The organism is Deinococcus betulae, assembly GCF_020166395.1.
Classification (GTDB): Bacteria; Deinococcota; Deinococci; order Deinococcales; family Deinococcaceae; genus Deinococcus; species Deinococcus betulae.
Genome location: NZ_JAIQXU010000010.1, coordinates 13,749 through 27,157 on the forward strand (window position 1 = coordinate 13,749; position 13,409 = coordinate 27,157).

Genomic DNA, 13,409 nt, shown 5'->3' on the forward strand with positions numbered 1-13,409 from the left:
CTGACTAAAAGGCCCCTCCCTCCCTGTCATCTCATCAGCAGGTTCGGCAGGCTTAGTGATCCTGTGGAGGTGCCGCAACCTGCGGGTCGTTCTCGACCACATAAGCGTGGAGCTGGGCCAGTTTGCCGTCACGGAAGCGCCAGACGTCGCAGTAGGCGTGATGGGTCGCCTGGCCATCTTCGCCGGTCAACGTGATGTCGCCGGTGACGGCCAGAAAATCGCCTTCGGCAATCATGTGGTGAACGTTGAACCTGGGCGGTTCGCGGTACGCAGTGGCCATCCACTGCCGAACAGCGGCCTTGCCCTTCAGCGTTCTGTCGCCCACGAAGGTCCAGTCGGTGTCCTCTGTGCAGAACGCCAGGAAGCCCTCATGGTCCCCGGCCGAGATGGCCGCGTTGGCCTGTTCCAGCAGCTGCTTGTGGTGCTCTGACATAAAGCCTCCTCTGAGCGGTCTGCTGACTGTACCTCCTGGCCGAGAAGCCCCGCTTTACGTACTGGCCCACAACACCGCCGCCTCGGCGCGCAGCGGCAGCGGTTCCGGGGCCGGGCGGCCCAACACATAGCCCTGGGCGTAGTCGGCGCCCAGCGCCGTCACCAGTTTCAGAACGTCCACGGTTTCGATGCCCTCGGCCACCACCTCAATCTCTAATTCGTGGGCGTAGCGAATCAGGGCGGCCACGAGGTCCACCCGCGGGTCGTTGCCGTGCAGGTTGGCACTCAGGTCGCGGTCCAGTTTCACGATGTCGGGTCTCAGGGCGGCCAGATAGGTCAGGCTGGTGTGGCCGGCCCCCAGGTCATCCAGCGCCACGCGCGCCCCCTCGGCGCGGTAGCGGGTCAGAATGCGGCGCAGCATGTCCAGATCGGGAAACTGCTCGCTTTCCGTGACCTCGAACACCAGGCGGCCAAAATCGGCCCCGGCTTCGCGGCAGGCGGCAAAGGTCGTTTGGAGGCAAACATCCGGGTTGTACACGACGCCCGGCGCAAAGTTGATAAACAGTTGCTGGTCCTGCGTCAGCTGCGGCGTGGCCTGACGAATGGCCTCACGCCGGGCCAGCGCGTCGAAGGCGCGCAGGTGACCGTGGCTCTCGGCGGCCCGCAGGAGTTCGCCGGCGCCCAGGCGCTGACCCCTGTGTGGTGCCCGCACCAGCGCCTCGTAGCCGGTGACCGCGCCGGTGCCCAGGGCCACGATAGGCTGCAGGTCAAACGTCAGTGTTTTCAGCGCGTCAGCGTACCAGGGGGTTTCCAGGCGGTTCAGCCACACGGCCAGGGGGCGCACCGCCCAGGGGTCGGGCTGGCCCGAGGTCAGGGCCGGGGTCGCCAGCAGTTCGGTCTGGGCGGAGGGGCCAGCCAGCTCTAGCAGCGCCCGCAATTCGGCGTGTGCTGAGGCCGGAAAATGCCGCGCGTCACCAGGCTGCGGGCCAGGAGCCATGCGGTCCAGTAGGCGCTGCACGTGCGCGGTAGTTCCCCGGACCCACAGGCCCCCCGACTCATTCCAGACTGGCGAAGAGGTGGCCAGGCAGTCGCAAGGCGAAGAGGAGATTGGGGCTGGCATATGGGTCCTAGCGTGCCATATCCGGTCTGTAAAAATCCTTGCAAGGACTGACCCGCCGCTCTGTGAAGTTACAGCTCCAGCAGCGCCCCCAGTACCGCTGCGCCGACCACCACCAGAGCGGCATTCACCCGCGTGCGCCACAGCAGCGCAAAAGCGCTGACGGCGATCATGGCCTCGGCCCAGCCGTGCAGGGTGCCGCGGGCCAGGACCAGGGCGCCCGCCAGTAGCACCCCGGCCCCGAACGGCAGCAGAGCCGCGCGCAGGGCGGGCAGCCAGCGCCAGCGGCTCAGGCGCTGCCAGGCCAGCATGGCGGCGGCGCTGAGCAGGGCGGTGGGGCCGTAAAACCCGGCGGTGGCGGCCAGAGCGCCCCACCAGCCGCCCGCCGCGAAGCCGTAGTGCGTCATGGCCAGCATGTTGGGGCCGGGCATGATCTGGCCCAGCGCAAAGCCGTTGGCGAGCAGTTCGGGGGTCAGCCAGCCCCTCTGGTCCACCAGCACCCGCTCGATTTCGGGCAAGTTGGTGCCGCCAAAGCTGACCAACCCCAGCCGCATGAAGGTTAGCAGCACGTCCCAGGGATCGGCGGTCATGCGCCGCTCCGGGGGCGGTTGACGGTCAGACCGGCGGCCACCACCACTGCCAGCACCGGCAGCAATTCCAGCCGCAGCAGGGCCAGGGCGGCGAAGGTGGCCAGGGTCAGCGTCAGCCCGCCTCGCACCCCCAGGGCCACCTTCAACACCGGCACCGTGGCGGTCAACATCACCCCCAGTGCCGCGCAGGCCGCGCCCCGCAGGGCACTTTGCACGGCCGGTGGCAGCCCGCCGGGCAGGCCCAGCGTAATGACCGTAACCGTCAGCATGGCGACCAGCCCCGGCGCCAGCAGGCCCAGCACCGACAGCGCCGCCCCGCGCGGGCCGCACAGCTGCGCGCCAATCATGGCGGCTAGGTTGACAGCGTTGGGGCCGGGCGTCAGCTGCGCCAGGGTAAATGCCTCGGCAAAGGCGGCGTCGGTCAGCCACGCCCGCGCTGCCAGGGCGCGGCGGGTGTGCGCGGGCAGCCCCCCGCCAACGCCCGACAGCGCCACGCCCAGGAACAGGCGCAGCAGTCCCGCCGGGGTGGGGGGCGTGGTCGCTGTCACCGGAGACTGCTCCGGCTCTGGCACCGCTGGGACAGAGGCTGGGGCGCTCATGCCGTTCAGCCTAGAGCCGCGCGGGCCGGGGCTGGGCGTGACTGCACCGGGAACATGGGCGAACGGAATGCACGAAATAGAGGAAAAAGAGGGCGCTGCCTTAGCCGGTGAGGGGTGGAAGGTCCAGCCGCGCCAGGCAAAAAGGCCTCTGCCGAAACGGTGCCTGCGGGCCGCTGGGAGTGCTGTTTCTCAAGGACAGGCCAATCTCAACGCACCGGGCCGCATGGCTCGCCCGGCGCCGCCAGCCTCTGCTGGCAGGATGTGCGCGCCGACACGGTGCCCAGTTCCAAGCCGGAAAACGCCTGTGGGCCTGAGGACCAGAATGAGGAACGCCCAGTTCATCTGCCCAGCCGAGGGAACGCCCCAGCAGGCCACAGCTCTGTTCGGCGCACATTGCCGCCGGGCAGGGACCGCTGCTCTAGGCTGAGGCCACCTATGACCAGCCAGCCATCCAGCGCCGCCGTTCAGGTGCAAGGCCTGAGTAAAAGTTACGCCGTCCACGACAAGGAGCCGGGATTCGTGGGCAGTGTCAAAGCGTTCGTGAACCGCAAGACCCGGCAGGTGGAGGCGGTGCGCGGCGTCTCCTTTGAGCTGGCCCCAGGCGAGATTGTGGGCTTTCTGGGGCCTAACGGCGCCGGCAAGACGACCACCCTCAAGATGCTCTCCGGGCTGCTGCATCCATCGGGCGGGTCGGCGCGGGTGGCGGGGTTCGAGCCCCGGCGCCGCGAGCGCGCCTTCCTGAAAACCATCACCTTGGTCATGGGGCAAAAACAGCAGCTGATGTGGGACCTGCCCGCCCTGGACTCCTTTCTGATCAACCAGGCCGTCTACGAGATCCCCGACCAGCAGTACCGCGCCACGATGGCCGAATTTACCGAGGTGCTGGGGCTGGAGGGCATCCTGAAAAAGCAGGTGCGCAAGCTGTCTCTGGGCGAGCGCATGAAGTGCGAACTGGCCGCCGCCCTGCTGCACCGCCCGAAGGTGCTGTTTCTGGACGAGCCCACCATCGGCCTGGACGTGAATATGCAGGAAGCCGTGCGGGCTTTTGTGCGCGAATACAACGAGCGCCACGGCGCCACCGTGATGCTCACCAGCCACTACATGGCCGACGTGACCGCCCTGGCCCAGCGCGTGCTGGTGATTGACGCCGGGCAACTGGTGTTTGACGGTGACCTGCACGCCCTGACCGAACGCGGCAGCGGCGGCAAGACCATCCGGCTGCAACTGCGCCGCCCCGCGACCAGTGATGAACTGGCGGCGTTCGGCCAGGTGGTGTCCAGCGACGGCCTGAGCGCCGAACTGACGGTGCCGCGCGGCGAGGTCAGCGAGCGCGCCGCGCGGCTGCTCTCGGGGCTGGATGTGGCCGACCTGACGGTCGAGGACCCGCCCATCGAAACCGTGATGGCCGAGCTGTTTGGTGCCCGCTCGGCGCCGGCCTCTGCCCACCCGGCCCCCGAGGCCGCGCTGTGACCTGGGCGTGGCGCCGGCTGCGCGTGCTGTTCTCCACGCAGTTTGCCCTGATGGCCGAGTACCGTGCCGAGGTGATTATCTGGATGCTCTCGGGCACCCTGTCACTTGTCATGATGCTGGTGTGGATGGCGCAGGCGGCGGCCGCGCCGGGCGGGCAGGTACGCGGCTACTCGCCAGCCGAGTTTGCTACCTACTTTCTGGCGACCTGGCTGGTCTCGCAGCTGATGGTGGTCTGGGTGGCGCACGAGCTGGACCCGGCCATTCGCCAGGGGCAGCTCTCGCCCTGGCTGCTGCGGCCTCTGGACCCGTTCTGGTCGTACTTTATTGGCCACGTCGCCGAGCGCTTTGTGCGCCTGCCCGCGCTGCTGGCGCTGGTCGCCCTGTTCGCTTGGCTGGCCGGGGCGCAGTTTACCCGCGAGTGGTGGGTGTACCCGGCAGTGGTGGGGCTGGCGGCGCTGGGGTTTACCGTGCGCTTCCTGTGGGAATACCTGATTGGGCTCCTGGCCTTCTGGACTGACAGCTCGACCAGCTTTCAGGAACTCGTGTGGCTGCTGTACGCCGCGCTGGGCGGCATGTTTGCGCCGCTGGCCTTTTACCCCGAATGGGTGCAGCGCGTGGCGGTCTGGACCCCTTTTCCGTACATGCTGGGCCTGCCCGCGCAGCTGCTGTCCGGCAAGGCCACGGCCGAGCAGGCCGGGCAGGGCGCGGCGGTGCTGCTGGGCTGGGGGGTCATTTTTGTGCTGCTGCGTTTGTGGGTGTGGCGCGCAGGGTTGCGGCGCTACGGGGCGGTGGGCGCATGAGCGCGTCCGGTCTGACGGTTCCGGGCCTGTCCGGGGTGGCCCGGTGACCCGCTACCTGCGCCTGGTGCGCGTGTTTACCGGGGCCAGCGTGTCGGCACAGCTGGAATACCGCGCCAACTTTTTCGGGGCGGTGCTGGCCAGCCTGGGTGAGGCGGGGGTGGCCCTGCTGGGTATTTCCATCCTGTTTGGGCAGCCGGGGGCCACGTCGGTCGGCGGCTGGACCTTCCGTGAGGCGCTGCTGGTGACCGGCTTTTTTATGCTCACCGAGGGCTTTATCTCCGTGGTGGTGCAGCCCAACATGAGCCGCATCAGCGAGGCCATTCGCACGGGCAACATGGATTTCACGCTGCTCAAGCCCATTGACGCCCAGTTCAACGTGAGCGTGCGGTATCTCAATCTCCTGCGGTTTCCCGACGTGCTGCTGGGGCTGGGGCTCTTGCTGTACGCCTCGGCTGGCTTGCCCGTCACGCTGGCTGGCGTCCTGAGCGCCGCCACGCTGTACCTGTCGTCGCTGGTCATCGTGTACTGCATCTGGCTGGGTCTGAGCACCACCGCCTTCTGGCTGGTCAAGACGCAGAACGTCTCCGAGCTGTTTAACGGGGTCTTCGGCGCGGCGCGCTTTCCGGTCACGGCCTTTCCGGTGCCGGTGCGCGTGGTGCTGACCTTCGTGGTGCCGGTGGCGTTCATCACGACGGTTCCGGCGCAGGCCCTGGTGGGCAGCCTGACGCCTGCGCTGGCGCTGGCTTCGCCCGTGGTGGCCGCCGCGCTGTTTTGGGTCACGCGCCGCTTCTGGCTCTACGCGGTGGCCAGTTACACCAGCGCCAGCAGTTGAGAAGGTTGCCGTTCATTCCCCGATGAACCGAGCGGAGCGGGCCGCCAAGAAGTTCAGTTGTGGAGGTAATGGAGCGGTTCCGACCCTTTTCTGGACATGCGCCCTGCGGCAGCCTTGAGATGGATGCCAGTTCAGCCCGGAAGAAAAAGGATGGCCATTCGTATGATGGCTCTCGTATGACGAACGTGGCCGCCTGGACCGCGCTGGGTCAGCCGCGCCCGCGCGCCTTGCCTCTCACGGCAGCCGTCCGCGCTCAGCTGGCCCATCTGGCCGAGTGGCGCGACCTGGCCTCACCTGCCGCCGCCGAGCGGGCAGGAGCTGAGTTCTCGGGCGAGCGCGCCCTGGCCGCCGACCTGCTGGGCGTGCGCCCCTGGCTGCCCCCGGACCTGAGCCCCCGTCAGGCTGTTGCGGCGGTCTTTGCCCACGAGTGGGCGGGCTTTCTGGCGCTGCTGGGCGAACATGGTCCCTGGGTATACATCGCGGATGTGCGTGCCCTGCAGCGTCTGTCGGGGGCCTACGGCGCGCTGGTGGGGGCTGCCCAGGACGTAAGCGAGGAGGTCGTCCTGAGCGCCGCGCAGGCCTCGGTGACCCTGGGGCCTGGCCGCACGCTGCTGCCGCGCCTGGAGGCGGTGCCCTACCGCCAGCCCCGGCGCGGGGCGCTGGCTGCTGGGGCCCTGGTGGCGCTGGAATCGGCCTTCTGGACGCAAGCCGCCGAGCTGGCCCAGGAGCGGCACCGAGCCTGGGCGGCGCGGCGGCTGTAGCACGCTGATAGCGGCTGTGGGTTAGGGGCGGGGCTCACGCCCGCTAGCTCTTGGACCTGCTTCGTTCGTCTGCCTGTTCCACCCTGAAGGCAGACAACGCCCCCTCATAGCAGAACTCAGCGTGGTTGCGGATCACCACCCTCAATCACGCTGAAACACAGTGAGTGTCGGTCAGAGACAGCGGTGCCAATGGCACTGGCAGCCGCTGTCAATTCCGTTAGCGCTGCTGTCTCCTGCGGTCCTTCCCTCGGTTCACCCCCGCGTGGTTGAGGCCTCCTTCAGCGGTTCTACCGCTCTTGGCACCGTCCAGAGCCTCAGGACTGGCTCAACGCCGCGCCTCTGGCGGTCAGGCGCCGCGCCGCACTAGGCTCTCGCCATGACCGCCGAGCCCCTGCTGCTTCGCCCGCTGAAAATGCGTGACCTGACGCTGCCCAACCGCGTCGTGGTGTCGCCCATGTGCATGTATTCGGCCCAGAACGGGCTGGCCAACGACTTTCATCTGGTGCATCTGGGGCAGTACGCCCTGGGCGGGGTGGGGCTGATTTTCACCGAGGCTGCTGCCGTCAGTCCCGAAGGCCGCATCAGCCCTGAAGACCTGGGCCTGTGGGACGACCGCCACATCACGCCGCTGGGCCGCGTCACCGACTTCGTTCACACGCAGGGCGGGCTCATTGGCGTGCAACTGGCCCACGCCGGGCGCAAGGCCAGCACCTATGCCCCCTGGCGCGGGCGCGGCGCCGTGCCCGACGAGCGCGGCGGCTGGGAGGTCATGGGCCCCAGCGACCAGCCCTACAGCGAGGCCCTGCGTTCACCGCGCGCCATGACCGCCGAGGACATTGAAGCCGTCACTGCCGCCTTTGCCCGTGCTGCCCGCCGCGCCGAGATTGCCGGGTTTGACGCCGTGGAAATTCACGCCGCGCATGGCTACCTGCTGCACCAGTTCCTGTCACCCCTGGCCAACACCCGCACCGACGACTACGGGGGGGCCTTTGACAACCGCGTGCGCCTGCTGCTGGAAGTGACCCGTGCGGTGCGGGGCGCCTGGCCTTACCACAAGCCGCTGTTCGTGCGCCTGTCGGCCACCGACTGGGCCCCGGGCGGGTGGGACGAGGAGCAAACAGTCGCGGTGTGCGCTCTGCTGGCCCGCGAAGGCGTGGACGCCGTGGACATCAGCAGCGGCGGCCTGACCAGTGAGCAGCAGATCACGCCCGGCCCGGCTTACCAGGCGCCTTTCGCCGCCGCCGTCAAGGCCGCCGTGCCCGACCTGCACGTCATGACGGTGGGCATGATTGACACCCCTGAGCGCGCCGAGGGCCTGCTGCAAAACGGCGACGCCGACCTAATTGCCCTGGCCCGCCCCCTGCTGGGCGATCCCCACTGGACCCAGGCGGCTGCACAGGCGCTGGGGGTGCCGCTGGACTTGCCTGCGCCGTATGGCCGCGCGACCCGCACCACCTGAAGCAGACTGAGCTGAGAGGCGACGTGGGCCACCCCTCACGCCCATAGCCAGACGGCAGGGGAGGCGTGTTCCCGCCCCGCTCTATACTGCCCTCCAGAACGCCCCGTGGGACTCTGGCGTGACTTCCGAGACACCCCTCTGTAGGTTGCACCTTGCCGTCACGCCGCCATTTCCCGGCGGCGTTCTGCTGTGTTGCGTGCTCATGGAGCCTCAGCAGGAACAGGGCCGGCCCCTCACTGCTCCTCCGCCACAAGCCGTATGACTGTGCGGAGGCTTCCCGCCAGAATGGACAGGCGCCTGGACTCTGTAGCTTCAGGCAGTCACCTTTTGGAGGAACCCCTATGCCCAGCGCCGACACCGTGGCGCGCGAGGACCTGACGCTGTTTTTGAATGCCGCCTACGCGTGCACTGGACAGCGCGAGTTCTACCACACCGCCGAAGACCAGCGCGTCAGCGTGCAGTTTTTACACGCCTACATTCTGGGCAATTACCGGCGGCTGTATGCACGGACCCTGGCGGCGGGGGTCAACGACTTCAACGCCGCCGAAATCATCCTGAACCTGCTGCGCACCGGCCGGCAGACCCCGCCCGACTTCCGGGCCGAGGAAAACGCGCTGCTGACCGCCGCCCTGCGCCGCCTGCCCCCGCAGCGCGGCTGGAAACTCTTGAGCCGGCTGCGGCAGGAGCGGGTCAACAACCGCCGGACACGGGCGCTGCTGCGCGCCTATATAGCGGGTCAGCGCGACCTGACTTTTCAGGCGGTCAAATACCGGCGGCATGTGCGGGCGGCGGCGCTGCATGCCCACCTGACCCTGCCCGGCGAACTGCCCGCCTTCCTGTTCGGGCAGCATAGCCGCGCCTTCCTGACGCCGCTGCTGGAAACCTTCCGGCAAGCGCGCTACAGCGGGCAAGCGGTCTACGACCTGCCGTTCACGGTGGCGCAGGGTCTGGCGGCCAAGCACGGGATTCCCCAGGCGGTCTTTCTGAGCCGCATCGAGCCGCGACTGACCGAGCGCGAACGCCTGCGCCTCCAGGGTCAGAGTGAGGGCCGGGTCGAGCTGCGCCCCGAGCGCCTGTCGCTGAGCGCCCTGTGCCTGTACGTGCTGTCATTGCCGCTGCACGAGCGTCAGGCCCGTCAGGAAGAACTGAACGGCTGGCTGTCGCGCGCGGCTGGCGCCCTGCTGGCCCGCGCGCCGCTGCCGTTGCCCCCTGGCCCCGTGGCGTCGCTGCTGGACAATTCAGCCTCTGCGGCGGGGTCGCGGGAGAAACGCCGCCGCCCCCTGGCGCTGGCCCTGGCGGCCGACGCCCTGCTGCGGGCCGCCCGCCCGGAAGGCAGCTACCAGGCTTTCTGGACCCGGCCGCCCCCAGAGGCGCTGCTGGTACAGGCGCGCGGGCAGACGAACCTCAGCGAGCGGCTGCTGGACGCGCTGGACTGGGGCGCCCGCATGGTACTGGTGGTCTCGGACGGCGTGGAAAATGACCCGCCCGGCGCCTTTCATCCGGCGCTGGTGGCCGCCCGCCGCCTGGTGCCGGGCCTGGAGGTGGTGCATGTCAACCCTGTCTTTGACGCCGAGATGCTGACGGTGCGCGCCCTGAGCCCCCTGCTGCCGGCGGTCGGCCTGAGGAGCGCCGAAGACCTGCCCACCGCCCTGGGCTTTGCCCGGTTTGCGGCGGGCCAGGCCAGCCTGACCGAGCTGGAAAACTACCTGGCCGGGCGCGTGCAGACGTTCTTGCTGACTGGAGGGCGCCGTGCTGAGGCTTGAGGGCCTGACCCCGGCCCCGGCCCAGGTGCGCGGTGCGTTCCGGCTGGTGCCGCTGCTGCGCACGCGCCCCTGCGACGACGTGCGCCTGTCGCCGGGTGTCATGGCTGCTGGGGTCAAGGTGGTGGCGCTGCCCGACCAAGCGCACTACGTCGCCTTTGTGCCCCACGCCCTGCGGCTGGATTGGTCGTCTTCAGGCGCGCCGTTGATGGCGCTGGGCACCCAACTGGCGGGACCGCAGCATTCCTCCTCGCCGCAGCCCTGGCGCGGTCTGGAATTGGTGGACCGGATGCGCAAACGCGAGAGTGCGGGCCTGCGCTTTTTGCCGCTGCATCTGGCGCTGGAGGGCCTGCTGGCGCTGCACTTTGCGCCGCCGCGCGTGGCCTGGAAGGAGTTGTCACATGACTTTCTGCGCGCCGGGCTGGGGTTCCGGGCAGAATCGGGCGTGCCCGGCAGTCTCCTTCCCGGCTTCGAGGACGCCCTGAACACCTTTGAAGTGCATGAGGGCCAGGTGGGCCTGCTGGTATTCACAGGTGATCAGCTCGCCTCGGCCTTTGTGGTGCCCTCAGCGCAGGATTATCGCCGCCTCCACCGCACAGTGCTGGAGGACCTGTACGGCGAACTGGTGCTGCGCTACGCCGTGCTGTACCCCGAGCCGCCGCCCCTGGAGGCTGCGCCCCGCTTTGAGGCCGCCCGCACGCTGCCCGAGCTGCGCGCCGCCCTCATGGGGGTGCGCCGCGAGTGGGCCAGCTTTGTGGAGGGCGCAATGCTGACCGACCTGCTGCGCCGCCCACTGCTGACCGAGCCGGTCTATCAGGCCGGGCCGCTGCGCCTGGAGCGCTTCGTGACCGACCTTGATCCCCGGCAGATCAACCACGTTGGCGAGCGCCTGACCCGCCCGGACGGTGAACTGCTGTATCTCAAGACCTTTCAGCTGTCGGCGGCGCAGACCCGGCGCGCGTATCTGCTGCATCAGCTGGCTGGCTACGGGTGGCATCTGGCCGACGCCGCAGAGGGCCTGGGCACCACCGTACCAGACCTCGTGGCGCGCATCGAGAAGGCCGGCTTTGGTTACCTGCTGACCCAGGCGGTGCGCGAAACAGCCGCCAAAGCTCGGCGCCTCCGCTAGGTCGCTGGTTCAAAATCCGGCGCGTCGTCCGTAAATTGCCCGTCCAGCAGGTGCAGGGTGCGGTCGGCGTGGCGGGCCAACCGCTCGTCGTGGGTGACCAGCAGCACGCCTGCGCCTTCCTCGCGCGCCAGGGTGACCAGCAGCGCGGCCACCGCCTGCGCGTTGGCGCGGTCCAGGCTGCCTGTGGGTTCATCGGCCAGCACGGCTGCCGGGCGGGCCGCCAGGGCGCGGGCCACCGCCACCCGCTGCCGCTCGCCGCCGCTCAGAACGCCGGGGAGGGTGCCTTCGCGCCCCGCCAGACCCACGCGGCGCAGCAACCCCGCCGCCCGCGCCTCGTCGCCCTGGCCCGACAGGCGGCAGGGCAGCAGCACGTTTTCCAGCACATTCAGGTCGTCCAGCAGATAGTGGTGCTGAAACACCAGCCCCAGCTGCCCGGCCCGCCGCGCCGCCCGCACCTGGGTGCCCAGGGTGTCCACCCGCGTCCCCGCCCACCAGACCTCGCCGCCCTGCGGGGTGTCCAGGCCGCCCAGCAGGTGCAGCAGGGTGCTTTTGCCGCTGCCGGACGGCCCAGTCACGGCCACCACTTCGCCCGGCGCGACACTCAGGCTCACGCCGCGCAGCACCGTCATGGGGCCGTACGCCTGGGTCAGGTGGCGGGCGTCCAGGGCGGCAGGGGCGGGGTGGGTCACGCGGCGCATGGTAGCTCATCCGGTTTCCGGTGCAATTGTTGGTACCGGCGGTGCCAGTTGAGGAACAGCGAGTAGGAGCCGAAAGGGTGCTGGGCAGGACAGATAGCAGCCCATCACTGTAGGTCAAGATCCCCCCAGTGGGCGGCGCCGTTGTGGTGGCTGGGGCCGGCACGCTAGCATGGGCCGCAATGGCGCGCCTGGACGACCTCAAAGCATCTTTTCTTTTCCACAACGTGCCCCAAGGAGCGCTGCAAGAGGCGCTTCAGGTCATCACCGAGCGGCACTACCGCGCGGGCGACACCATCCTGGAGCAGGACGCCGAGGGCGAGGCGCTGCACCTCCTCACGCGCGGTGTCGTGCGGGTCAGCCGGGTGAGTCTGGGCAGCCGCGAGCGCGTGATGGGCGACGTCTACGCGCCGGGCGTGGTGGGTGAAACCGCCGTGCTGGGCGGCGGCGAACGCAGCGCCACCGTGGTCGCCCTGACCGACGTGACCACGCTGATGCTCTACCGCTCTCATTTCCGGCAGATTCTGCGCCGTCACCCGGACGTGCTGTGGAACCTGAGCGTCATGCTGGTGCAGCGCGTGACCCACCTGAACGACGAGCTGATCGCCTTTGGCCTGAACACCGAAGCGGCCCTGAGCCACGTCTTTACCACGCTGTACCGTCAGCGGGTGCAGGCGCAGGTGCCTCAGCCCGAGGTGCTGCCGCTGTCCACCCAGGACATCATGAGCCGCATTTCCAGCAGCCGCGAAACCGTGTCGCGCGTGATGCGCAAGCTGGAAGGGCAGAAGCTGCTCAAAAGTAACGGCCAGACCGTGACCCTGCTGGACCCAGGAGGTCTGGAAAACGTCACGATGGAAGAAGCCGACAGCCTGGACTGACTGCAGCTTTCAGCGTCTGGAGAGCGGCTTCTATAACCTTGATGATGCTGTCCGGCGACCACAGAAGACAGTTTTGAAGCGGCGCTCCAGCCTGCGCCCGCTATCCTGGCCCGCATGAATCTCGTTCGTATGACGTGGCAGGGGCAGCCCTGCTGGGGAGAGCTGGAAGGGGAGACCGTTCACCTGCGCGCCGGCATGCTGGGGCCGCGCACCGGCGAGGCGGCGCCTTACACCCCCGCCGCCCTGCTGGCCCCCGCCGAGCCCAGCAAGATTGTATGTGTGGGCCGCAATTATCTGGACCACATCCGCGAACTGGGCAATGACGCGGCTGGGCTGCCCACCGAACCGGGCATCTTCCTCAAGGGTCCCAACGCCCTGGCCGAGCCGGGCGGCGCCGTCACCAGACCAGATTGGACCGAGAACTTTCACTTTGAGGGTGAACTGGCCGCTGTCATCGGCACGCGGGCCAGCCACCTGACCCCGGAGACGGCCCTGAGCGCTGTGGCGGGCTACACCTGCGGCCTGGACCTGACAGCCCGCGACCTGCAAAAGACCGACCTGCAATGGTTCCGCGCCAAGGCCGCCGACCGCTTCTGCCCGCTGGGGCCGCAGCTGGTGACCGACCTTGACCCCCTTGACCTGCGCGTGCAGACCCGCGTGAACGGCGAGATTCGCCAGGACAGCCGCACCAGCCACATGATCTTTGACCTGCCGGCCATCCTGACGTACATCACCCGTTACGTGACCCTGGAGCCGGGCGATGTGGTGCTGACTGGCACCCCCGAAGGCGTCGGGCCACTGGAACGCGGCGATGTGGTAGAGGTCGAGGTCGAAGGTGTCGGGGTCCTGCGCACGCCGATTTTGTAACGTTGGGCGCTATGCTGGCG

Annotated in this window: 14 protein-coding genes; 9 read left to right on the top strand and 5 right to left on the bottom strand. The window is 68.7% G+C overall.

Going from position 1 to position 13,409, the window contains the following annotated elements:
• Positions 1-52 precede the first annotated feature (52 nt).
• The 4 genes from K7W42_RS09260 to K7W42_RS09275 all read right to left on the bottom strand — a co-directional run bounded on the left by K7W42_RS09260 (position 53) and on the right by K7W42_RS09275 (position 2,738).
• Entirely contained in the window at positions 53-433 is a 381-nt protein-coding gene (locus K7W42_RS09260; protein WP_224574181.1) for a nuclear transport factor 2 family protein, read from the bottom strand.
• Between the two features lie 54 nt (positions 434-487).
• Complete coding sequence (locus tag K7W42_RS09265; protein WP_224574182.1) at positions 488-1,429, bottom strand: EAL domain-containing protein; 942 nt, start codon at positions 1,427-1,429, stop codon at positions 488-490.
• A 191-nt stretch (positions 1,430-1,620) separates the two neighbouring features.
• Positions 1,621-2,139 carry a chromate transporter gene (locus K7W42_RS09270; RefSeq protein WP_224574184.1) on the bottom strand — a complete coding sequence of 173 codons (519 nt, stop codon included), beginning with the start codon at positions 2,137-2,139 and terminating at the stop codon, positions 1,621-1,623.
• Positions 2,136-2,738: a chromate transporter gene (locus tag K7W42_RS09275; protein ID WP_224574186.1), complete on the bottom strand. Its 603-nt coding sequence runs from the start codon at positions 2,736-2,738 to the stop codon at positions 2,136-2,138. The genes K7W42_RS09270 and K7W42_RS09275 overlap by 4 nt, the downstream gene beginning before the upstream one ends.
• 435 nt (positions 2,739-3,173) lie before the next feature.
• Between K7W42_RS09275 and K7W42_RS09280 the strand changes: the two genes are divergently transcribed.
• From K7W42_RS09280 to K7W42_RS09310, 7 genes are all read left to right on the top strand, one after another.
• Entirely contained in the window at positions 3,174-4,208 is a 1,035-nt protein-coding gene (locus K7W42_RS09280) for an ABC transporter ATP-binding protein (protein ID WP_224574188.1), read from the top strand.
• Positions 4,205-5,008 carry an ABC transporter permease gene (locus K7W42_RS09285; RefSeq protein WP_224574190.1) on the top strand — a complete coding sequence of 268 codons (804 nt, stop codon included), beginning with the start codon at positions 4,205-4,207 and terminating at the stop codon, positions 5,006-5,008. The genes K7W42_RS09280 and K7W42_RS09285 overlap by 4 nt, the downstream gene beginning before the upstream one ends.
• Before the next feature lie 43 nt (positions 5,009-5,051).
• Positions 5,052-5,840 (top strand): ABC transporter permease, encoded by a 789-nt coding sequence (locus tag K7W42_RS09290; protein ID WP_224574192.1) that lies wholly within the window; start codon positions 5,052-5,054, stop codon positions 5,838-5,840.
• Positions 5,841-6,016: 176 nt separating this feature from the next.
• Positions 6,017-6,601 (top strand): hypothetical protein, encoded by a 585-nt coding sequence (locus tag K7W42_RS09295; protein ID WP_224574194.1) that lies wholly within the window; start codon positions 6,017-6,019, stop codon positions 6,599-6,601.
• Positions 6,602-6,977: 376 nt separating this feature from the next.
• Positions 6,978-8,060: an NADH:flavin oxidoreductase/NADH oxidase gene (locus K7W42_RS09300; protein ID WP_224574196.1), complete on the top strand. Its 1,083-nt coding sequence runs from the start codon at positions 6,978-6,980 to the stop codon at positions 8,058-8,060.
• A 341-nt stretch (positions 8,061-8,401) separates the two neighbouring features.
• Positions 8,402-9,823: a hypothetical protein gene (locus K7W42_RS09305; RefSeq protein WP_224574197.1), complete on the top strand. Its 1,422-nt coding sequence runs from the start codon at positions 8,402-8,404 to the stop codon at positions 9,821-9,823.
• Positions 9,810-10,949 (top strand): ARPP-2 domain-containing protein, encoded by a 1,140-nt coding sequence (locus tag K7W42_RS09310; protein WP_224574198.1) that lies wholly within the window; start codon positions 9,810-9,812, stop codon positions 10,947-10,949. The genes K7W42_RS09305 and K7W42_RS09310 overlap by 14 nt, the downstream gene beginning before the upstream one ends.
• Here K7W42_RS09310 and K7W42_RS09315 read toward each other — a convergent pair.
• Positions 10,946-11,647 (bottom strand): ABC transporter ATP-binding protein, encoded by a 702-nt coding sequence (locus tag K7W42_RS09315; protein ID WP_224574199.1) that lies wholly within the window; start codon positions 11,645-11,647, stop codon positions 10,946-10,948. The two genes, K7W42_RS09310 and K7W42_RS09315, sit on opposite strands and share 4 nt — an antisense overlap.
• 179 nt (positions 11,648-11,826) lie before the next feature.
• Between K7W42_RS09315 and K7W42_RS09320 the strand changes: the two genes are divergently transcribed.
• Positions 11,827-12,522, top strand: coding sequence for a Crp/Fnr family transcriptional regulator (locus tag K7W42_RS09320; RefSeq protein WP_157461528.1), 696 nt, complete (start codon positions 11,827-11,829; stop codon positions 12,520-12,522).
• 114 nt (positions 12,523-12,636) lie between these two features.
• Positions 12,637-13,389 (top strand): fumarylacetoacetate hydrolase family protein, encoded by a 753-nt coding sequence (locus K7W42_RS09325; protein ID WP_224574200.1) that lies wholly within the window; start codon positions 12,637-12,639, stop codon positions 13,387-13,389.
• Positions 13,390-13,409 lie beyond the last annotated feature (20 nt).